This is a genomic window from Pigmentiphaga aceris, from assembly GCF_008119665.1.
GTDB classification, from domain to species: domain Bacteria; phylum Pseudomonadota; class Gammaproteobacteria; order Burkholderiales; family Burkholderiaceae_B; genus Pigmentiphaga; species Pigmentiphaga aceris.
The window spans coordinates 6092761-6114135 of sequence record NZ_CP043046.1 but is presented as its reverse complement, the minus strand read 5'-3'; the positions used below and the strand labels follow the sequence as shown (position 1 = coordinate 6114135).

Below are 21375 nucleotides of genomic sequence, written 5' to 3'. Positions count from 1 at the left end.
CCTCCCTTGTGGCAGGCCCCCTAGAAGGCCTAACCTGCCGCATGCGGATGATGTTCATTAACGAAGAAGGATACTTACCGTGAATCTGAACGCGACTCTTATCTTCCAGACGCTCGTGTTCTTCATCCTGGCTGTCTTCACGATGAAATTCGTGTGGCCGCCCCTGATGAAGGCCATCGAGGAACGTCGGGCGAAGATCGCCGATGGCCTGGCGGCTGCCGATCGCGGCAAGGCCGAACTGGCACAGGCACAGGCGCGCGTCAGCTTGATCGAAGCATCCACCAAGGCCGACAACCAGTCGCGCCTGGCCGATGCCGACAAGCAGGCCGCCGCCGTGATCGAACAGGCTCGTCAAGAAGCTGAAGCCGAGCGCGCACGCATCCTGGCGCAAGCCAAGCTTGATGCCCAGCAAGAGCAACAACGTGCGCGCGAGCAATTGCGCGATGCGGTTGCCGAGCTGGCGGTCAAGGGTGCAGAGCAGATCCTCAAGCGCGAGGTGAACGCCGCCGCGCACGCGGACCTGCTCGGTCAGCTCAAGGCGCAGCTGTAATCGCTGCGTTTCTTCTGCACGGCGCAGCGCCCTATCGGGCGCGCGCCGTGTCCGTAAACCCCATATCAGGCATCGAGAGCCAACATGGCTGAACTGTCCACCATCGCCCGGCCGTATGCCGAAGCGCTGTTCGGCGTTGCCCGCGCAGACAGCGCCGGCCTCGCCGGCTGGGCTGAGCTTGTTTCCGAGCTGGCGCAGGCTGCCGCACATCCCGATGTGCGCGCTGCCGTTACCGACCCCCACCTCGACCATGCCCAGCGCATCGAACTGTTCTCGGCCGTGTTGAAGTCGCCGTTGAATGCCGCTGGCCGCAACTTCATCGAACTGCTGGTCGACAACGACCGGTTGTTGCTGCTGCCCGAGATCGCCTCGCAATTCCTCTGGTTGAAAAACCGCCACGAGGGAAGCGCAGACGCCGAGATCATCAGCGCGTTCGACTTGACCGCTGCCCAGGTTGCCGACCTGGTCGCCGGGCTCGAGAAAAAATTCGGCGTGAAAATCAAGCCTACGGTGCGCGTGGACGCTTCGCTGATTGGCGGCGTACGTGTGCTGGTCGGCGATCAGGTGCTCGACACTTCGGTGCGTGCCCGGTTGGCCGAACTGCGCGACGCCCTCGTCGCTTAACCGTATATCGATCGACGCCACAGCGAATCAGGATTCCAGGAGTCAACATGCAACTCAACCCGTCCGAGATCAGCGAGCTGCTCAAGAGCCGTATCCAGGCGCTGGGCACGTCGGCTGACGTGCGTACCCAGGGCACGGTCGTTTCCGTGACCGACGGTATTACCCGCATCCACGGCTTGTCCGATGTGATGCAGGGCGAAATGCTCGAGTTCCCCAACAATACTTTCGGCCTCGCGCTGAATCTCGAGCGCGACTCTGTCGGCGCCGTGATTCTGGGCGACTACCAGCACATCTCTGAAGGCGACATCGTCAAGACGACGGGTCGCATTCTGGAAGTGCCGGTGGGTCCGGAACTGAAAGGCCGTGTGCTGAACGCACTCGGCGAGCCGATCGACGGCAAGGGCCCGGTCAACGCCAAGCTCACCGACGTGATCGAAAAAGTCGCGCCGGGCGTGATCGCCCGTGAAGGCGTGTCGCAGCCGGTGCAGACCGGTCTGAAGTCGATCGACGCCATGGTGCCGATCGGCCGCGGCCAGCGCGAACTGATCATTGGCGACCGCCAGACCGGCAAGACTGCGGTGGCGATCGACACGATCATCAGCCAGAAGGGCAAGGGCATCACCTGCGTGTACGTCGCTATCGGTCAGAAGGCCGCTACCGTCAACAACGTGGTGCGCAAGCTGGAAGAAAACGGCGCGCTGGAATACACGATCGTGGTTGCTGCCACGGCGTCTGATTCCGCTGCCATGCAATACCTGTCGGCCTACGCCGGCTGCACCATGGGCGAGTACTTCCGCGACCGTGGCGAAGACGCCCTGATCATTTATGACGACTTGACCAAGCAAGCTTGGGCCTATCGCCAGATCTCGCTGCTGCTGCGCCGTCCGCCGGGCCGCGAAGCCTACCCGGGTGACGTGTTCTACCTGCACTCGCGTCTGCTGGAGCGTTCGGCACGTGTGAACGCCGACTACGTCGAAGCCTTCACCAAGGGTGAAGTCAAGGGTCAGACCGGTTCGCTGACGGCACTGCCGATCATCGAAACCCAGGCAGGCGACGTCTCGGCATTCGTGCCGACCAACGTGATCTCGATCACCGACGGCCAGATCTTCCTGGAAACCGACTTGTTCAACGCTGGTGTCCGCCCCGCAATCAACGCCGGTATCTCGGTGTCGCGAGTTGGTGGTGCAGCACAGACCAAGATCATCAAGAAGCTGTCCGGCGGTATCCGTACCGACTTGGCTCAGTATCGTGAACTGGCTGCGTTCGCGCAGTTCGCTTCCGACCTCGACGATTCGACCCGTCGCCAGCTGGAGCGCGGCAAGCGCGTGGTTGAGCTGCTCAAGCAGCCCCAGTTCCAGCCGCTGCAAGTCTGGGAACTGGGCGTGTCCCTGTTCGCAGCCAACAACGGCTACCTGGACGACGTGGATGTGCCGAAGGTCCTGGCCTTCGAGAAGGGCCTGAAGGACTACCTGAAGTCGAAGTACGCCGATCTGGTTGGCCGCATCGAGGACAAGAAAGAACTGTCCAAGGATGACGAAGCCAAGCTGCACGAAGCGGTCAAAGACTTCAAGAAAAACGGAGCGTTCTGAGGCAGGCCGCGTGTGATGCGGGTCCGTTCATGATGCAGACCCTGCATCCCACGCGCTACTGACAAGGGAAGACGAAATGGCCGGAATCAAGGAAATTCGGACGAAGATCAAGAGCGTGCAAAACACGTCCAAGATCACCAAGGCGATGGAAATGGTCGCCGCGTCCAAGATGCGCAAGGCGCAGGAGCGCATGCGCGCTGCTCGCCCGTACGCCGACAAGGTACGCAATATCACCGCGCACCTGGCCGAAGCTGCGCCCGATTACGAGCATCCCTTCCTGACCGTTCGTACGGACAGCAAGGCGGTTGGCGTGATCGTGGTCACGACGGACAAGGGCTTGTGCGGCGCGTTGAACACCAACGTGATGCGCATTGTGCTGAACAAGCTCAAAGAGTATGACGCGTCTGGTGTGAAGGTTCAGACCACTGCGATCGGTAACAAGGGCCTGGGTTTCCTGACCCGCCTGAATACCAACGTGGTGTCGGAAGTCGTCCAGCTGGGCGATGCACCGAACCTGGAGCGCCTGATCGGTGCCGTGAAGGTGCAACTCGACGCGTACGCCGAAGGCCGCATCGATGCGGTTTACCTGGCCTACAACCGCTTCATCAACACGATGAAGCAAGAGCCGGTATTCCAGCAGCTGCTGCCCTTGGCGGACGATCGGTTCTCGCAGACCGCTGACGAGAAAAAAGCCTACTCGTGGGAATACATCTACGAGCCGGACATGCAGACCGTGATCGATGAACTGCTGCTTCGTTACGTTGAAGCGCTGGTGTTCCAGGCCGTGGCCGAGAACATGGCATCGGAACAGTCTGCACGGATGGTGGCGATGAAGGCCGCCTCGGACAACGCCAAGAAGGTGATCGGCGAGCTGAAACTGGTCTACAACAAGACTCGTCAAGCAGCGATCACCAAAGAAATCTCCGAAATCGTGGGTGGCGCTGCTGCAGTCTAAGCAGTAGCGACTCACCTCAAGAAATCAGCAATCGGGAATCGATATGAGCAACGGAAGCATTGTTCAGTGCATCGGCGCCGTGGTGGACATTCAGTTCCCCCGCGACCAGATGCCCAAGGTCTATGACGCCCTTACCCTGGCCGACGAGAGCGCCTCGTTCGCAGAGAAAGGTCTGACGTTCGAAGTTCAGCAACAGCTGGGCGACGGCGTGGTGCGTACTATTGCAATGGGCTCGTCCGACGGCCTGCGCCGCGGCATGGCCGTGGCCGCCACGGGCGCGCAGATCCAGGTTCCGGTTGGCACCGCCACCCTGGGCCGGATCATGGACGTGCTGGGTCGTCCGATCGACGAACGCGGTCCGATCCTGACCGAAGAGCGTCGCGGCATCCACCAGGCAGCACCGAAGTTCGACGAACTGTCGCCTTCCGTGGAACTGCTGGAAACCGGCATCAAGGTGATTGACTTGGTCTGCCCGTTCGCAAAGGGCGGCAAGGTCGGCCTGTTCGGCGGCGCCGGCGTGGGCAAGACCGTGAACATGCTGGAACTGATCAACAACATCGCCAAGCAGCACTCGGGCTTGTCGGTGTTCGCCGGCGTGGGTGAGCGTACCCGTGAAGGCAACGACTTCTATCACGAAATGGCGGAAGCCGGCGTGATTCAGTTGGACAACCTGCCCGAGTCGAAAGTGGCGATGGTGTTCGGCCAGATGAACGAGCCCCCGGGCAACCGTCTGCGCGTGGCGCTGTCGGGCCTGACGATGGCCGAGAAGTTCCGCGACGAAGGCCGCGACATCCTGTTCTTCGTCGACAACATCTACCGCTACACGCTGGCCGGTACCGAAGTGTCGGCACTGCTGGGTCGTATGCCGTCGGCCGTGGGCTATCAGCCGACGCTGGCTGAAGAAATGGGCAAGCTGCAAGAGCGCATCACGTCCACCAAGGCTGGCTCGATCACCTCGATCCAGGCCGTGTACGTCCCTGCGGATGACTTGACCGACCCGTCGCCGGCAACCACCTTCCTGCACTTGGACTCGACCGTTGTGTTGTCGCGTGACATCGCTGCGCTGGGTATCTACCCCGCCGTCGATCCGCTCGATTCGACCAGCCGTCAGCTCGACCCGCAGATCGTTGGCGAAGAGCACTATGCCGCCGCACGTGGCGTGCAGCAAACGCTGCAGCGCTACAAGGAATTGCGCGACATCATCGCAATTCTGGGCATGGACGAACTGTCGCCGGAAGACAAGCAGGCCGTCTCGCGCGCTCGTAAGATCCAGCGTTTCCTGTCGCAGCCGTTCCACGTCGCCGAAGTGTTCACCGGCGCACCGGGCAAGTACGTGCCGCTGAAGGAAACCATTCGTGGCTTCAAGATGATTGTGGACGGCGAGTGCGATGCACTGCCGGAACAAGCCTTCTACATGGTCGGCACGATCGACGAAGCCTTCGAGAAAGCCAAGAAGCTGCAGTAATCACTGACGCTTCACAGAGGATCTTATGGCAACCATTCATGTTGACGTGGTCAGCGCCGAGGCCTCGATCTTTGCCGGTGAGGCAACGTTCGTGACCTTGCCGGGTGAGTCGGGCGAACTGGGCATCTTGCCCGGTCACACCCCGCTGATCTCGCGCGTTCGTCCGGGTACGGTCAAGATCACCCGCGCAGACAACGGTCAGGAAGAGTCGATCTTCGTGGCCGGCGGTCTGATCGAAATCCAGCCGAATGTGGTGACGGTCCTGGCCGACACCGCAATCCGCGGCAAGGATCTCGATGAAGCCAAGGCCAACGAAGCACGCGTGCGTGCCGAAGAGGCCCTGCGCAACGCGACTGACAAGGCCGAAGTGGCCGTGGTCGAAGCCGAGCTGGCCATGTTGGCAGCTCAGTTGGCCGCGATCCGCAAGCTGCGCGGGCGCTAAGACGCGCCGGCAGTGCTCACCACCCAGGTGGTGAGGAAAAACAGGGCAGACGCCGAAAGGGTCTGCCCTGTTTTTTTGTCTGTGCTGGATGTGTGCTCAGGTTTGCCGCGCTGGGGGGGGCCGTATTCGTGCGGTATCTACCCAACACTGGCCCTGGATGGCTGCCGCGTTGTTGCGGCGCTTTCCCTGCGAGCCAACGTGCAGCCGACCCCAATGGGCAAAAAAGCTTCGTATTTTGTGATCGATTTATCTAGGTGATCACATTCAGAAGTTTTGCCGTTGATTACGTGTAGACCGCTGTCGCTGAAAGTTGCCTGCATCTTGCTGTCGGTCGACCGGCGCAGACCTGCTTTGTCCCTGTGAATCATCTATTTGGACTAGGCATTTTTACGTTGTGTGAAATGCGAATGGAAAGCACTTTTACGCCCAAGTAGCCTTCAGGTGTTACTTACTTGTTACAGGTTTTGGGGTATGAGAGAGTCAGTTGATTGTGCAGTGCTGGTGTTGCCTGGCCAGGAAAGCTGGATGCGCAGCTTCATCGACATGCACGCGGGACAGCTGGGCGGTATTACCTTGCACATGGTGGATCTGGGTGACGCACGTTACGGCGGACTGGGGCGGGCAAGCGCCGGGAGTCTGCGCGACGCAGCGCTGGCATTGCGCCGTTTCGACGTCTGCCTGATGCCCGTCACGCCGCTGACGCTGGGGTGGACCAGGCTGGCGCTTGCCAATGCCCTGGGTACCTTGAACACTCCCATTCTGGGACTGGCTCGCGATCTTCAGGCGGCTGGCCTGCAAGACTTGCTGGGGCTGGGCATGCGCGACTTTTTGCGTGACCCGGCCACTGCAGACGACTTGAAGGTGCGCCTGCGGCAGTGCACGTGGTCGCGTGCAGCGGCACCGAGCGCAGCGCCTATTGAGGCAAGCACGGTCAGTGTCGAAGAAACCGAAGCCCCGCCGCTGCGCTCGCGTCTGACCGCTGACGAGCCTTTCCGGGCCGCCAAGGCGCGCATCGTCACCGAGTTCGAGCGTCGTTATCTGAAGAACATGTTGCGGCACCATCAGGGCAACATCTCGAAGGCAGCACGTGCCGCCGACAAGAACCGCCGTGCGTTCTGGCAACTGATGCGCAAACACGAAATCGCCGCCGAGCCGTTTCGCAGCGCGAGCTGAATGCCCCAGTTTGATTGCGGCAAAGATCGACACAGCAGGTCAGGCAGACAATTGATCGGGCGGAAGCGGGACGACGGGTGGTTCATGGCCCACTGTTGTCCCAAATCATTGGTCGGGTCTGCCGCACAGGTTAGAATTGCGGGTTCCGCGCTACCTTCAAGGCCTTGCCCAGTGTCTGCCACGCCTCTTCAGAACGACGTCTTCCTGCGCGCGCTGCTTCGCCAGCCTACCGAGTACACGCCGATCTGGTTGATGCGTCAGGCCGGACGCTACCTGCCCGAGTACAACGCCACCCGCGCACGCGCCGGTTCTTTCCTGTCGCTGGCCAAGAATCCCGATTACGCGACCGAAGTGACCTTGCAGCCGCTTGAGCGTTTCCCGCTCGACGCGTCGATCCTGTTCTCTGACATCTTGACGGTGCCGGACGCAATGGGTCTGGGCCTGGACTTCGCCGCTGGTGAAGGTCCGCGCTTTGCACGTCCGATTCGCGACGAGGCAGCCGTGAATGCGCTGGCGGTGCCGGACATGGCTTCGCTCGATTACGTGTTCAATGCCGTGCGCCAGATTCGCGGTGCGCTCAACGGCCGTGTGCCCTTGATCGGTTTTTCCGGCAGCCCGTGGACGCTCGCCTGTTACATGGTTGAGGGTGCAGGGTCGTCTGACTACCGTACCGTGAAAACCATGCTCTACCAGCGCCCGGATCTGCTGCACCGTATTCTGGCGATCAATGCCGAAGCGGTGGCGCAATATCTGAATGCCCAGATCGAAGCGGGCGCGCAAGCTGTCATGCTGTTCGACAGCTGGGGTGGTGTGCTGGCCGATGATGCTTTCAAGGCGTTTTCGCTGGCATACACCCAGCAGGTCGTGTCGCGCCTGACGCGTGAACGTGACGGCCGCAAGGTGCCGGTGGTGGTGTTCACCAAGGGCGGCGGGCTGTGGCTGGAATCGATTGCCGATCTGGGCTGCGATGCGGTCGGCGTTGACTGGACGGTCAATCTGGGTGCCGCACGCAAGCGCGTCGGTGACCGGGTGGCCTTGCAAGGCAATCTGGACCCGATGGCCTTGTTCGGCGGCCCGGGCAACATTGCCCGCGAAGCCATCAAGGTGCTCGACAGCTTTGGGCAAGTTGGCCCGGGCGCAGGGCACGTCTTCAATCTCGGTCACGGGATTTCACAATTCACGCCGCCCGAAGCAGTGGTCGAGTTGGTGGAAACCGTACATTCGCACAGCCGTCGCTGGCATCAATAGTCTGCAGGGTGTCCCGAGTCGGGACACCCACCACTGCCGCCGTCCAGCGGTGTGAGTGGGCACTTCTGTGCGAGTACCCATAAGTACCCGCAAGTCAGCGTACCGGTAAACGGTACTTATACACATGTCGGCTTTTCCTGCCTGTCAAGTCAGCGCTGTCCCAGGCAGCGCCTGAGAAAACGCATTAAGTCCTTGATTTATAAGGGAACATAAAAAACTCGATTTAAGTGCCTTACCACGCTTCTGTACATGCAAGCGGCACTCAAGCGGTTTTTTTCTGCGTTGTCCCCAAAGTTGTCCACAGGTTCTGTGGGAAACCTTGAAATCCGCAGCCCGCGCCTGCGCTTACGGCAAACTTCAAGGATTCACTTTAAGTTCGATGGACCCGTATGGCGCTGCCTGATCTCCCGCTCGATGACGACAGCGCGGCACCTGAGGCCTCGCGCGGGGGCATGGTTGTGCCCGGGCAGCGCGACGATATCGCGGCTGTCAGTACGGGTGCATCAGCCGACACCCATTGGTTGAGCGTCGCGTTGGACGTGCCCTTGCCGGGTCTGTTCGACTACCGTGCCGATCGGCCTGTTGCCATCGGCACGCGGGTAATCGTGCGCTTCGGGCCGCGTCGCATGGTGGGGGTGGTGGCCGACACGCCGCTTGCGCCCACGTACCCGCCCGCCCAGGTCCGCGCGATTGATGCCGTGTTGGACGACATGCCACCGCTGGCTGCCGACTGGATGAAATTGGCACGTTTTGCGGCCGATTATTATCAGCGGCCCCTGGGGGAAGTGATTCTGCCGGCCTTGCCCGGTGCCTTGCGCAAGCCCGCTGCCTACGAAGGTGCCCGCTCGGCGGGCGGCCCGATTGCGCGCATCGACGCCCGGGCTGCCAAACGCAAGACGGGGGATGCCGCCCCGGTTGCGGCAGCGCCTACGCTCAACCCCGCACAGCAACACGCGGTGGACACCTTGGCTGCTGCGACAGGGTTCGAGACCTTTGTATTGTTCGGCGTGACCGGCAGCGGCAAGACCGAGGTGTATTTGCGCGCCGCAGAAGCCGTGTTGCGCAGCGACCGGCAAGTGCTGTTGCTGGTGCCGGAAATCAACCTGACGCCGCAGCTGGAAGGGGTGCTCACGCGCCGGCTTGAACAGGCGGTGGGGGCAGGCGCGGTTGCCGTGTTGCACAGCGGGCTGGCCGATGGCGAGCGGCTGGAAGCCTGGCTGCGTGCGGTGCGCGGGCAGGCTCGCCTGATCGTGGGTACGCGTCTGGCCTTGTTCGTGCCTTTGCCCGCGCTGGGCCTGATCGTGGTCGATGAAGAGCACGATCCGTCCTATAAACAGCAAGACGGCCTGCGTTATTCGGCGCGTGACCTGGCGATCTGGCGCGCGCGCGACCGCAACGTGCCCATTGTGCTGGGATCGGCCACGCCGTCGCTGGAAACCTGGCATCACGCCGAGTCTGGCCGTTACGTGAAGCTGTCGCTGCCGCAACGTGCCAGCGAAGCCGAGCCGCCCACGGTGTCCCTGATCGATACCCGCCGTCTGAAGCTGGAACAAGGGCTGTCCCCGCAGTTGGTGGCGGCAATCGAAGACCGGCTGGCACGTGGCGAGCAGTCGCTGATCTTCCTGAACCGCCGTGGTTACGCGCCGGTGCTCAATTGTGAAGCCTGCGGCTGGATGAGCACCTGCAAGCGTTGTTCGGCCTTCATGGTGCTGCATCGGGGCATGCGTAGCGGCCACATGCTGCGCTGCCATCATTGCGGTGCACATGAACGGGTGCCGCCTGCCTGCCCGGACTGCGGCAACCAGGACTTGCAACCGATGGGGCGGGGCACGCAGCGGCTGGAAGAATTCCTGGCGGCGCGCTTTCCGAATGCCCGACTGGCGCGCATCGACGCCGACAGCACCCGGCGCAAAGGAAGCGCCGAGGCTTTGTTTGCGCAAGTGCATGCCAATGAGGTCGATATCCTGGTGGGCACGCAGATGGTGGCCAAGGGACACGACTTTCACAACCTGGGTTTTGTCGGGGTACTGAACGCCGATGCCATGTTGTTTTCGCACGATTTCCGTGCGCCCGAGCGCCTGTTTTCGCAACTGATGCAGGTGGCGGGGCGGGCAGGGCGGCGCGGCAGCGGGGCTGATGTATATATTCAGACGGGCTACCCCGAACAGCCGGTGTACCAAGCCCTGGTGCGCCACGACTATGCGGGGTTTGCTGCGTACGCGCTGGATGAGCGTCGCAGCGCGGGTTTGCCGCCTTTCGCATTTCAGGCGCTATTGACGGCCGAATCGCGTGAACTGGCGACCGCCGTGACCTTCCTGACCGAAGCCCGCGACCTGCCCACTGCGCGCCCGGATCTGCCGGGTGCCGAGCAGGTCATGGTCTACGATCCGGTGCCGCTGCGGGTCGTGAAGGTGGCCGACCTGGAGCGCGCGCAGTTGCTGGTCGAAAGCGATAGCCGCCCGGCTTTGCAGGCCTTCCTGCGCGCCTGGGCCCCGTGTCTGGCCGACTTGCCTGGGTCGGCGCGGGTGCGCTGGCAACTGGAAGTGGATCCGTTGGAGATATGACGCATGAATGTGCCGTGCATGACTGAGCAGCGTCCGGGTTCGCGCCTGTGGGGGTGGAGTGGGAGTGTGCAATCGGGTGTGCAACCGGTAGGACCGCAAAATGAGTGATGAACGCCCCACCTTCGCCTCGCGCGCGTTGGCGCGCGCCGATGCACGCGCGGACGGCACGGCCCCAGTCCCCAGCCCCGTGCCACTTGATGCCGGCATGAACGATGCCCAGCGTGAGGGCGTGCGCTATCTGGATGGCCCGTGTCTGGTGCTGGCCGGTGCCGGTAGCGGTAAAACCCGCGTGATCACCCAGAAAATCGCGTATCTGGTGCGTGACTGTGGTTATCACGCACGCAACGTCGCGGCGCTGACCTTCACCAACAAGGCTGCCCGTGAAATGGACGAGCGGGTGCGCAAGATCGCCAGCAAGGAGCTGATCAAGGGACTGACCATCAGCACTTTCCACTCGCTGGGTGTGCGCATGTTGCGCGAAGAAGCGCGCAAGGTCGGGCTGAAACCGCAGTTTTCGATTCTGGATTCGTCAGACGCGATGGCGATCGTGCAAGACCTGATCGCCACCACCGACAAGGGTCGGCTGCGCCAGGTGCAAAGCACGATTTCTTTGTGGAAGAACTCGCTGATCGACCCGGAAGAGGCCGAAAAAATCGCCGCTACCGCGGCGGAAGCCGAGGCCGCACGCGCCTATCGCAGCTACAACGCCACCTTGAAGGCGTATCAGGCCGTCGACTTCGACGACCTGATACGCATGCCCACGCAGCTGCTGGAACGCGACGCCGAGGCGCGTGAGCGCTGGCAGTCGCGCCTGCGTTATCTGCTGGTGGACGAATATCAGGACACCAACGCCTGCCAGTACCGTCTGGTGCAGTTGCTGACCGGCGTGCGTGCCATGTTCACGGCGGTGGGCGACGACGACCAGGCGATTTACGCCTGGCGCGGTGCCACGGTGGAAAACCTGGCCAAGCTGACGACCGACTACCCAAGCCTGAAAGTCATCAAGCTTGAACAGAACTACCGGTCGGTGCAGCGCATTCTGGCTGCCGCCAACCGGGTGATCGAGAAGAACCCCAAGCTGTTCGAGAAGAAGCTGTGGTCCGACCTGGGGGCAGGGGACCCGATCAAGATCATCCCGATGGAAAACGACGAAGCCGAAGCCGAGTCGGTGTGCGTGCGCATCTCGGCCGCCCGGTTCGATTACCAGGCGCAGTGGAAAGACTTCGCGATCCTGTATCGCAGCAATCATCAGGCGCGGGTGATCGAGCAATCGCTGCGCAACATGAAGATTCCCTATCTGCTGTCGGGCGGGCAGAGCTTCTTCGACAAGGCCGAAATCCGCGACGTGCTGTCGTACCTGCGGCTGATCGCCAATGACGAGGACGACCCGGCCTTCATCCGCGCCATCACCACGCCGAAACGTGGCGTGGGCCAAGCCACGCTGGACGTGCTGGGCACCTACGCCGGGGAACGCGAAATTCCGTTGCTGGCGGCGGTGTTCGAGGAAGGCCTGGCCCAGCGCCTGGCGCCGCGACAACTGACGCCGCTGCGCGAATTCGGTGAATTCATGCATCGCATGCAGTGGCGTGCCGGGCGTGGCGCTGCCAACAAAGAGCCGCCGGCTCCGGCCGAACCGGCAGGCCCGATCATCAGCGACTTGCTGAGTGCGATCGGCTACGAGCGTTTTCTGTATGACAGCGGTGAAGAGCGCACTGCGCAGACCCGGTGGCAGAACGTGCTGGAACTGATCGGGTGGCTGGGCCGCAAGGCAGAAGAAGACGGGCTGTCGCTGGTTGACCTGGTGCAGCACGTGGCGCTGGTCACCATGCTGGAAAAGAACGAGGAAGAAGCCCCGGATGCGGTGCGCATGTCCACGCTGCATGCGTCCAAAGGGCTGGAGTACCCGCACGTGTACCTGGTGGGCTGCGAGGAAGGCTTGATGCCGCACCTGGGCAAGGACGATGAAGATGGTGACCCCGCCAAGGCAGCCGAATCGCTTGCGTCGCGGGTGCAGGAAGAGCGCCGCCTGATGTATGTGGGCATCACACGCGCCCAGCGCAGCCTGAACGTGACCTGGTGCCGCAAGCGTCGTCGCGCGCGGGAAGACGTGGCGCGGGAGCCTTCGCGTTTCATTGAGGAAATGGGCCTGGATACCGACAAGATCGTGGATACCGAACCCACGCTCAGCCCGCGCGAACGCATGGCCAGGCTGAAGGGATTGCTGAAGAAAACCTAGGGGTTGTCAGGTAGGGGTCGCGGCCAGCTGGAAGGCTGGCTGCCTTGTTATGTAGCTAAAAACGCAAAATCCCCTGGTGATCAGAGATCACCAGGGGATTTTTCACATCTTTCGGCGTGTTTGGCGATGTTCAAGCGGCTGACACCGCTTGAACGAATCGATTACTTGGCCGCAGCCGGTGCCGCACCTTCTGCTGCGGGCGCTGCGGCCGGGGCCGGGGCGGCAGGTTCTTCGAACTTGCCACCGGAGCCGTTGGCCATGTAGGCCACGGCGCGTGCGATTTCGATGTCGTCGAGGTCGGGGTTGCCACCCTTCGGGGGCATGGCACCCTTGCCCTTGATGGCGATGCTGACCATGGTGTCGAAGCCTTCGGCAATGCGCGGAGCCCAGACGCCCGCATCACCGAGTTTCGGCGCGCCGGCGACGCCGGCGGCATGACAGGTGGCACAGACGGCTTTGTAGACGGCTTCGCCGCTTTGGAACACGCGCGGTGCGTTGGCATCGCGCAGCTCGAAGCCGGCCACCGGGCGCAGGCGGTTGGCGACCGATTCTTCCGTCAGGCTGTCCGAGCCCGCCCCAACGCTATTTCCGGCGGTCACGAACTTGACCAGCAAGATGATGACCACGATCGGAACCACAAATGACAGCAGGACAACCACTGCCAATTGCTTGGGTGTCCGGATGGGCGATTCGTGGTCTTCCGAGTGAGTTTGCTGCACGTTGCTCATTGCCAAATCCTGTAGGTCGACCGGCTTACATCGGCGGGGTGCCTGGCGTTGCGGGGTATGCTTGCAATTCAGCCGGAATCGTTTCGTGTCGCCACGAAGCCGGTCAAGTATAGCGGCAAAGCCCGCGTGGTCGATGGACGGGAAGGGCCAAAAGCGGTATCCTTGCGGGCTACTCAGCATGTGGTTTTCACCTGTTTGCGCCAGATCAAATCTGTGCAATATAGGTGGGCACTGAGTAGTAAAAAAACGGCAGTGAAAAGCAGGCAAGGCCGTAGTAGCACGACGTGTAGCGATACCCCGTGCAGCAATACCCAGCAGTACAGATGCGCCCGTAGCTCAATGGATAGAGTACTGCCCTCCGAAGGCAGGGGTTGCTGGTTCGATCCCAGCCGGGCGCGCCATCGAAAGATGCATGTAAGAAAACCGCACTACGACGCAAACCACCTTCACGGTGGTTTTTTGCTTTCTGGTGCTGACATCGCGCCTGTTCCAGGCGCGCTATCCCTTCCGCACCTATTCTTTCGCACCTATTCTTTCAGCGTGTCGGAAAACTGCCCGATTGCCGACACCACCTTCTGCGCCCCGTCGTGGATTTCCATGATCACGCCACCGGCATCGGTGGCCAGGCCCACGCCCTCGGCTGCCTTGTCGCGGGTGACCTGCATGCGGGCCACGGCCTGCTGGGCAAGCGCATGGTTTTGTTTGACGACGTCCACGATCTCGACTGTTGCCTGGCTGGTGCGCGCGGCCAGGTTGCGAACTTCGTCGGCCACCACCGCAAAGCCGCGACCGTGTTCGCCGGCCCGCGCTGCTTCAATCGCGGCATTGAGTGCCAGCAAGTTGGTCTGGTCGGCAATGCCGCGAATGCTCTGCACGATGGCGCTGATGCGGTCCGACTGCTCGCTCAGCGCGCTGATGTTCTGCGCCATGCCCTGCAGTTCATCGGCAATCCCTTGCACCACGCTGACCGTCTGCTGCACGACAGTGCTGCCCTGCTGGGCGATCTTGTCGGTTTGCTGGGCGGTCACATACGCCAGCAGCGCGGCCTGGGATTCGGCTTCGCGCTGCAAGGTCTGCTCGGTCACGTCGGTGGCGAGTTTGATCACGCCATACAGGCGGTCCTTGGCGTCGAACAAGGGGTTGTAGGTTGCCCGCAGCCACACCGTCTTGCCCGACCGGTCCAGGCGCTTGAAGCGGCCCGCCACGAATTCGCCGCGATTGAGCTGTGCCCAGAAGGCGCGGTAGGGCGCGCTGTCGGCCTCGCTAGCTTCACAGAACATGCGGTGATGTTTGCCGACGATCTCGTCCAGCCGGTAGCCCATGGTGCTCAGGAAGTTGTCGTTGGCTTCCAGCACATGGCCTTGCAGGTCAAATTCGATCATCGCCAGTGAACGGTTGATCGCATTGCCCAGGCTGGCTTGTTTGTCGGCCTCGCGCACCCGCCGGGTGATGTCGGTGGCGATCTTTTCAATGCGTGTGATGCGTCCCTCGGCATCCCGCACCGGCATGTAGCTCGCTTCCAGCCACCGTTCGCTGCCGTTTTTGGCCAGGCGCATGAACTGGTCGCTGAAGCTTTCACCCGCCGCCAGGCGACGCCAGAAGTCCGTATAGGCGGCGCTGCTGGTGTAGCTGGTTTCACACAGCATCCGGTGGTGATGGCCTTGCACTTCGGGCAAGGTGTAGCCCATCACGTCCAGGAACAGGCTGTTGGCGTCGAGAATCGTGCCGTCAGGCGCAAACTCGATCATGGCCATCGTATTGCTCACCGCATCCAGCGACGCTTCGAGTGCAGCGTTTCTGGTCTGGGTGGCGAGCAGCGTGGACTTAAGCTGGGTGTTGAACATGGGGGACCGAGGAAAGAGGAGCCGCGACTGAACCTTCAGGCCATTTGGCCTGAATTTCCAGAATGGCCGGCAGCACATCCAGGAACAGGGTGACCAGGTTCGGATCGAAATGGGTGCCGCTGTCACGACGCAGCAGGGCAAGGGTGTCTTCCAGCGGCCAGGCCCGTTTGTAGGGGCGCTCGCTGCTCAAGGCGTCGAATACGTCCACGATGGCGACAATGCGGGCAATCAGCGGAATCGCTTCGCCACGCAAGCCATTCGGATAGCCCGTGCCATCCCACTTCTCGTGGTGGTGCAAGGCGATCGTGTGGGCCATCTTCAGCAGCCCGTTCTTGTGTTCACCGATGATGTCGGCACCGATCGACGAATGCTGCTGCATGACCGCCCATTCCTCGGGGTCCAGCTTGCCCGGTTTTTTCAGAATGGCGTCGGGGATGCCGATCTTGCCCACGTCGTGCATGGGGGCTGCGTGCAGCAGGTCTTCGGCTTCGCGCTCGGTCAGGCCGGCTGCCCGTCCCAGCACCTGCGCGTAATGGCTCATGCGAATGACGTGCAGGCCGGTTTCGTTGTCTTTGTATTCGGCAGCCAGGCCCAGGCGCTGGACAATCAGCAGACGGCTCTGGCGCAGTTCATCAACGGTCACCAGCGACAGGTGGGTGCGCACGCGCGCCTTCACGATCAGCGCGCTGACGGGTTTGGTCAGATAGTCGACGCCGCCGACGGCAAACCCTTCGGCCTCGTCATTCATGTCGGCCAGCGCGGTGACGAAGATCACCGGAATGTCGCGGGTTTCCGGCGACAGCTTCAGGGTCTTGCAGACCTCGTAGCCCGTCATGTCCGGCATCATGATGTCGAGCAGGATCAACGAGGGATGCTCGTTGCGCGCCAGTTCCAGCGCCGTCATGCCGTCCTTGGCGAACAGCAGGCGGTAATCGTCTCGCAGGATGTGGCGCAAGACCTGCAGGTTGGTCGGTTCGTCGTCGACCAGCAGCAGTTTGGGCCGGGAGTCCTTAAGCGCTTGCATAACCGTCCTCGGCAGTTTCCGGTTCGAGCTCTTTCAGCAGTGCTTCGATGATCAGGGTGGCGTCGACCAGATCGAAGCCGGCCAGGCTCGCATGGAGGCGGGCCAGGGTTTCCGTACGCCCCAGGCCTTCCAGTCCCAGTTCGATGGCCTGCAGCGCAGATTCCACCAGTTCGCCGTGGCGCAGGGCGTTCAGTGCTTCCATGCAATGGCGCACCAGCCCCGGGCGGTCGATGCCACCAGTTGCGATCGGCGTGTCGTGATGGTGCAAGGCGCTGGCGGCCCGGACCGCAGCGATCTCTGTGGTCAGGCCATCGATGGCGGTGCGCACCCCCACTTCGTCACGGCTGCGGAAGGCCTGTTCAAGCACCAGCGCCACGGCGGCCACGCGCGGCAGCATCAAGTTGGCGGCGGCACCGCGCAAGCGGTGCACACGCATCGATCCTTCGGTGAATTCACTGCGATCGAGCATGGGGGTGAACAGGGCAGATACGTCGCCATATTCATCACAGAAACGGCGCAAGGTCTGCTCGAAGGCATGTGAATCGCCCCACAGCTCCAGGCCCCGGGTCCAGTCGATGGCCAGGTTGGGCTGTTCCGCCGGGCGCGTCAGCGGGTTTTCGGCGTGACGCTCGAAGACCACGCCAACCACCTGGGCGATTTCGTTCAACAGGCGCGGCAACTCCACCGGTTTGGGCGTGAAGCCGTCCATGCCGGCCTCGCGCGCGGCACGGCGGTCTTCTTCCATCACGCTGGCGGTCAGCGCAATGATCGGCGTGGCCGGCACACCGCGCTGCATTTCCGCGCGACGGATCTGGCGCGTGGCTTCCAGGCCATCGGTGCCGGGCATCTGCACGTCCATCAACACTACGTCGAAGCTGTCGGCCAGGAACAAGGTGACCGCTTCCGCGCCATCGCGCGCAGTGGTGACACGATGGCCCGCCTTGCTCAGCGCCAGTGACAGCAGTTCCAGATTCTGCGGCACGTCGTCAGCGACCAGAATGCGCAGCGTCGGCAAAGGTTGCTGAGTCATGACCGGCCGTTCGATCACGGGTTTGCCGGCTTCCAGCGGCAGCAGCACCTGGAACACGCTGCCCACGCCTACCTGGCTTTCCACCTGAATCTGGCCGCCCATCAATTCGGTCAGCTGGCGGGCAATGGTGGTGCCCAGGCCGGTGCCGCCAAAACGGCGGCTCATCGACGCATCGGCTTGAGCAAACGGGGCGAAGATCCGGTCCAGACGGTCGGCAGCAATGCCGACACCGGTGTCGCTCACGCGGATGTTGACCTGGCCGTGGCTGCTGAGCACTTCCAGGCGAACCCAGCCACGATCGGTGAACTTGATCGCATTGCCCAGCAGATTGGTGATGATCTGCTGAATCCGCAGCGGGTCGCCCTTGAAGAACGGGCTGAGCGCGGGGTGATAATCCAGCGCCAGCTGCAAGCCCTTGGACTCGGCGCTCAGGCGCAGGGAGGCCGTGATCTGGCGGCACAGTTCCAGCAGCGAAAAATCGATGACATCGAGCTCGAACGCCCCTTTTTCCAGCTTGGCGGTATCCAGGATGTCATTCAGCAAGCCGAGCAGCGAGCGCGCCGAATGGCGCACGGTGCCCAGATGTCGCCGTTGCTGCACTTCCAGGTGACCGCCCAGCAGCAATTCGGTGAACCCGATGATGGCGTTCATGGGCGTGCGGATTTCATGGCTCATGTTGGCCAGGAACGCGCCCTTGGCGGCCGCCGCTTCTTCCGCCCGGGTCTTGGCGTCGCGCAGGTCTTCTTCCATGACGCGGCGTTCGCTGATGTCGAGCATCATGCCGTCGACCCATTCCAGCTTGCCGTCGGCATCCGTCACGGCCGTGCCGCTGCCCCAGATCCAGCGGATATTGCCGTCGCGATGCATCAGGCGATATTCCACGACAAAACTCAGGCCCTGGCTGAAGGCTGCCCGCACTTCCTGGGTGACACGTTCGATATCGTCCGGGTGAATCAAGGCCGCCTGGGATACCTGGCCATCCATGAATTCCTCCGCGCGCCATCCCGTCAGTGTCTCTACCTGTTCGCTCATGAACAGGGTCTGCCACGGTGATTCAGGCAGGCAGCGATAGACCGCGCCGGGAATGTTCAGAATCAGCGAACGGTATTGCTGTTCGCGATCCCGCAGCGTCTTTTCCATGCCCTTGCGTTCACTGATGTCGGTAATGAACGCGACGAAGAGCGACTGTTGATTGCGAATCTTGACCTCGCCGATGGCCAGCCGGATCGGCACCAGGCTGCCGTCCTTGCGCCGGCCGACGACTTCACGGCCCATGCCCAGCACCTGGCTGGAACCCCCCGCCAGATATTGCCGAAGCAGGTCGTTGTAGCTGGCGCCGTACTCGCCATGCAGCAGGATTTCGCCGTTGCGCCCGACCAGTTCGTCGCCGCGCCAGCCGAACAAGGCTTCCGCCGACGGGTTGATCGATACGATGTTGCCGCGTGAGTCCATGGTGACCAGGCCGTCGGCGGCGGTATCGACAATGGCGCGCAGGCGCGATTCGCTGGCGCGCATCTGGGCCAGCAACTGGCGATAGCGCAGCAAGGTGTTGACCGCCAGCACCAGAATCGTCAGCGCCACGCTGATCAGCGCCACCGCCAGCGAGATGAAGGTGGCTGAACTGGATGCCATCGTGCCGTCGGTGACAGGCGTGCCAACGAAGCGCGCGGCCATCATGCCGGTGTAGTGCATGCCGGCAATCGCAAAGCCCATCACCACGCCGCCCGCGATCACACCATGCCAGTTGTTGTTGGTGCGTGCCAGGCCAAAGCGGATCCACAGCGCCAGAATCGCCAGCGATACGGCGACCGCCGCTGAAATCAGGAACCAGACCACGTCGTAACGCAACGACGGTGCCATGCGCATGGCGGCCATGCCGCTGTAGTGCATGGCGGCAATGCCGCCGCCAACCAGCACGCCGCCGATCACCAGTTGCGACGTTGTGATGCTGGGCCGCGACAGAATCCACAAGGTGACCCACGATGCGCCCAGGCTTGGCAGCATCGACAGCAGGGTCTGTGAATAGTCATAGCTGACCGGCGTGCACAGTTCGAACGCCAGCATGCCGACGAAGTGCATGGCCCACACACCACAGCCCAGCGCCATCGACCCGCTGGCCAGGGCCACCTGTTTATAGAAGTAGTTCGCGGTCTCGCGCGCCACCCCGGCCACCTGCAAGGCCATGGTTGACGCGAAAATCGCCAGGAAAATCGACAGCGCCACCAGCCACGGATCGTGGCTGCTGGGCATGAATGGCGTGGTGTCGTGAGTGCCTACGAACAAGCTATCGAAGGACGGCATAGCTGGCGAAAACCTGTAACCGGGGAAATTGGCGGCGATCACCGACCAAGGCAAAGTCGACAGCGTGCGACTGGAATTTGTATCAGGGCTGGATACTAATCAGTAATCCTTGGGCAATCTTGACCGAATCTTGATAATTTATGTAATGCTGAATCCGGTATTGATCAGGTTGCGTATCCACCGCTGTGGCGGTGAATGTAGCGTCATGAACGGAAAGAAAACAGGTTTGGTGAGGAATGAATTCAAGCGGTGATGGTGTGCCTACAACACCCGCGATGCTTGGCCTGGATATCGACAAGCATGGCTTCGTTCATTACCGGTCCGCGCCGCTGACCCTGCCGCCCAAGGCGCGGGCCGCGCTGGGGCTGTTGTTGCAAGAATGGCCGGCGGTGGTACCCAAGCGGCGATTTGCCCAGGACATCTGGCGCGGTGCCATGTCGGACGAAAGCCTGGCACGCTGCATGACCCAGCTTCGCAATGGCTTGCTGGGGATTACCCGCCTGAAAATCCGTGCCATTTATGGCGAGGGTTATCAGTTGCAGGTGGTCGATCCCGCTGCGCCTGCTTCTGCTGTGCCCACTCCCCAAAGCATGCATCTGCGCCTGCTCGATACTGCGATGGCCGCCCCTGCGCTGGCCGAAACGCTGTTGTATGCGCGCACCTTGATTCAGCGCTATACCCCGTCTTCGTTGCTGCGCGCGGAAGATTTACTGCGCGGGCTGATCGAACACGCACCTGATTATGTTCCTGCGAAAATCGCATTTGCTGAATCACTTGCCAGCCAGGTCAGTTGCGGACTCGGTTTGCGGCCGGAACGCATCGAGGAAGGGCTGGACCTGATCGACGACGCGGCACGGCGCGCGCCTGACGCCACCGGCCTGTGGTCACAGCGCGCCCACTTGCTGGATTGCGCCTGGCGCTTTGACGAGGCGTCTCTGGTGCATGCCCGCGCGCTGGAAACCGGCATGGCCGATCCCATTACGCATTATCACCACGGTTGGCACCTGCTGGCCTGTGGCCGTTTTGACGAGGCGGTGCAGGCACTGTCACGGGCGCACTCGCTCGCACCGCTGTCACGTGGCCTGACTACCATGCTGGCGCGGGCTTATACCTTCGTGGACCAGCCGGAAAATGGCCTGCAATACGCGCGTAAAGCATATGCCGAGCACCCGGACAGCTTGCAGGCACATATATATTTGCTGACCTATGAAGCGTATGTGCAGCCCCGCGCTGAACTGATCGACCAGTTGATGCAGATCAGACTTGGGCCAGGTTCATGGAGTTTCGCCGCGTCATCCATGGCTTATGGCCTGGCACGCTGCGGTGCCTTCGATGCAGCCGCTGCCGTGATCGCGCGTCACGCAAACGATAATCCCAGTATGCGGGCCACATTCACGTCGGCCTTATTATTGCTGGGAGAAACCGAGGCTGCGCACGCGCGGATTGCCGATGCGGCCGAACTCGGTTGCGGTTTTTTGCCGCTTTCCATGCGGGCCCCTGAAAATCGCCTGCTGCACCAGCATCCTGCCTATGGCGCAGTGGCCGAGCAGGTATTCGCAGCCTTACCCACCCAGGATCGCTGCACTTTTGTGAGCTGACGGC

The 21375-nt window shown here is 62.1% G+C and carries 15 protein-coding genes and 1 tRNA gene; 12 read left to right on the top strand and 4 right to left on the bottom strand.

Annotation, left to right across the window (positions count from 1 at the left end; genetic code table 11):
* The first annotated feature begins 79 nt into the window (after positions 1–79).
* From FXN63_RS26430 to FXN63_RS26385, 10 genes are all read left to right on the top strand, one after another.
* Entirely contained in the window at positions 80–550 is a 471-nt protein-coding gene (locus FXN63_RS26430; RefSeq protein ID WP_148818669.1) for a F0F1 ATP synthase subunit B, read from the top strand.
* Positions 551–634: 84 nt separating this feature from the next.
* A complete protein-coding gene (locus FXN63_RS26425; protein WP_148818667.1) occupies positions 635–1174 on the top strand; it encodes a F0F1 ATP synthase subunit delta in 540 nt (179 codons plus the stop codon).
* 47 nt (positions 1175–1221) lie between these two features.
* Positions 1222–2763: a F0F1 ATP synthase subunit alpha gene (gene atpA, locus FXN63_RS26420; protein WP_148818665.1), complete on the top strand. Its 1542-nt coding sequence runs from the start codon at positions 1222–1224 to the stop codon at positions 2761–2763.
* Positions 2764–2839: 76 nt separating this feature from the next.
* Complete coding sequence (atpG, locus tag FXN63_RS26415) at positions 2840–3718, top strand: F0F1 ATP synthase subunit gamma (RefSeq protein WP_148818663.1); 879 nt, start codon at positions 2840–2842, stop codon at positions 3716–3718.
* Positions 3719–3761: 43 nt separating this feature from the next.
* Entirely contained in the window at positions 3762–5183 is a 1422-nt protein-coding gene (gene atpD, locus FXN63_RS26410; RefSeq protein WP_148818661.1) for a F0F1 ATP synthase subunit beta, read from the top strand.
* A gap of 25 nt (positions 5184–5208) precedes the next feature.
* Positions 5209–5625 (top strand): F0F1 ATP synthase subunit epsilon, encoded by a 417-nt coding sequence (locus FXN63_RS26405; protein ID WP_148818659.1) that lies wholly within the window; start codon positions 5209–5211, stop codon positions 5623–5625.
* Positions 5626–6096: 471 nt separating this feature from the next.
* Positions 6097–6798: a helix-turn-helix domain-containing protein gene (locus FXN63_RS26400; protein WP_148818657.1), complete on the top strand. Its 702-nt coding sequence runs from the start codon at positions 6097–6099 to the stop codon at positions 6796–6798.
* Between the two features lie 171 nt (positions 6799–6969).
* Positions 6970–8046, top strand: coding sequence for a uroporphyrinogen decarboxylase (gene hemE / locus FXN63_RS26395; RefSeq protein ID WP_148818655.1), 1077 nt, complete (start codon positions 6970–6972; stop codon positions 8044–8046).
* A gap of 452 nt (positions 8047–8498) precedes the next feature.
* Entirely contained in the window at positions 8499–10610 is a 2112-nt protein-coding gene (locus tag FXN63_RS26390; RefSeq protein ID WP_148819870.1) for a primosomal protein N', read from the top strand.
* 205 nt (positions 10611–10815) lie between these two features.
* Positions 10816–12846 carry a UvrD-helicase domain-containing protein gene (locus FXN63_RS26385; RefSeq protein ID WP_148819868.1) on the top strand — a complete coding sequence of 677 codons (2031 nt, stop codon included), beginning with the start codon at positions 10816–10818 and terminating at the stop codon, positions 12844–12846.
* Between the two features lie 161 nt (positions 12847–13007).
* On the opposite strand, the gene FXN63_RS26380 is transcribed toward FXN63_RS26385, so the two are convergent.
* Complete coding sequence (locus FXN63_RS26380; protein ID WP_148818653.1) at positions 13008–13574, bottom strand: c-type cytochrome; 567 nt, start codon at positions 13572–13574, stop codon at positions 13008–13010.
* A 325-nt stretch (positions 13575–13899) separates the two neighbouring features.
* On the opposite strand from FXN63_RS26380, the gene FXN63_RS26375 reads away from it, so the two are divergent.
* Positions 13900–13975: transfer RNA gene (locus FXN63_RS26375), tRNA-Arg, on the top strand.
* 126 nt (positions 13976–14101) lie between these two features.
* Here FXN63_RS26375 and FXN63_RS26370 read toward each other — a convergent pair.
* The 3 genes from FXN63_RS26370 to FXN63_RS26360 are packed head-to-tail and all read right to left on the bottom strand — an operon-like array spanning position 14102 to position 19773.
* Positions 14102–15418: a methyl-accepting chemotaxis protein gene (locus tag FXN63_RS26370; RefSeq protein ID WP_148818651.1), complete on the bottom strand. Its 1317-nt coding sequence runs from the start codon at positions 15416–15418 to the stop codon at positions 14102–14104.
* On the bottom strand, positions 15399–16442 hold the full coding sequence (locus FXN63_RS26365; protein WP_148818649.1) for a response regulator: 1044 nt from the start codon (positions 16440–16442) through the stop codon (positions 15399–15401). The genes FXN63_RS26370 and FXN63_RS26365 overlap by 20 nt, the downstream gene beginning before the upstream one ends.
* Positions 16429–19773 (bottom strand): MHYT domain-containing protein, encoded by a 3345-nt coding sequence (locus FXN63_RS26360; protein WP_148818647.1) that lies wholly within the window; start codon positions 19771–19773, stop codon positions 16429–16431. Before FXN63_RS26360 ends, FXN63_RS26365 begins: the two co-directional genes overlap by 14 nt.
* A 236-nt stretch (positions 19774–20009) precedes the next feature.
* On the opposite strand from FXN63_RS26360, the gene FXN63_RS26355 reads away from it, so the two are divergent.
* Positions 20010–21371 carry a tetratricopeptide repeat protein gene (locus FXN63_RS26355; protein WP_148818645.1) on the top strand — a complete coding sequence of 454 codons (1362 nt, stop codon included), beginning with the start codon at positions 20010–20012 and terminating at the stop codon, positions 21369–21371.
* Positions 21372–21375 lie beyond the last annotated feature (4 nt).

Bases quoted from the DNA above. Each gene is read 5' to 3' on its own strand.
- FXN63_RS26425 (WP_148818667.1), top strand. From the start codon at position 635: ATGGCTGAACTGTCCACCATCGCCCGGCCGTATGCCGAAGCGCTGTTC.
- atpA (WP_148818665.1), top strand. From the start codon at position 1,222: ATGCAACTCAACCCGTCCGAGATCAGCGAGCTGCTCAAGAGCCGTATC.
- atpG (WP_148818663.1), top strand. From the start codon at position 2,840: ATGGCCGGAATCAAGGAAATTCGGACGAAGATCAAGAGCGTGCAAAAC.
- atpD (WP_148818661.1), top strand. From the start codon at position 3,762: ATGAGCAACGGAAGCATTGTTCAGTGCATCGGCGCCGTGGTGGACATT.
- FXN63_RS26405 (WP_148818659.1), top strand. From the start codon at position 5,209: ATGGCAACCATTCATGTTGACGTGGTCAGCGCCGAGGCCTCGATCTTT.
- FXN63_RS26400 (WP_148818657.1), top strand. From the start codon at position 6,097: ATGAGAGAGTCAGTTGATTGTGCAGTGCTGGTGTTGCCTGGCCAGGAA.
- FXN63_RS26390 (WP_148819870.1), top strand. From the start codon at position 8,499: ATGGTTGTGCCCGGGCAGCGCGACGATATCGCGGCTGTCAGTACGGGT.
- FXN63_RS26385 (WP_148819868.1), top strand. From the start codon at position 10,816: ATGAACGATGCCCAGCGTGAGGGCGTGCGCTATCTGGATGGCCCGTGT.
- FXN63_RS26380 (WP_148818653.1), bottom strand. From the start codon at position 13,574: ATGAGCAACGTGCAGCAAACTCACTCGGAAGACCACGAATCGCCCATC.
- FXN63_RS26370 (WP_148818651.1), bottom strand. From the start codon at position 15,418: ATGTTCAACACCCAGCTTAAGTCCACGCTGCTCGCCACCCAGACCAGA.
- FXN63_RS26365 (WP_148818649.1), bottom strand. From the start codon at position 16,442: ATGCAAGCGCTTAAGGACTCCCGGCCCAAACTGCTGCTGGTCGACGAC.
- FXN63_RS26360 (WP_148818647.1), bottom strand. From the start codon at position 19,773: ATGCCGTCCTTCGATAGCTTGTTCGTAGGCACTCACGACACCACGCCA.
- FXN63_RS26355 (WP_148818645.1), top strand. From the start codon at position 20,010: ATGAATTCAAGCGGTGATGGTGTGCCTACAACACCCGCGATGCTTGGC.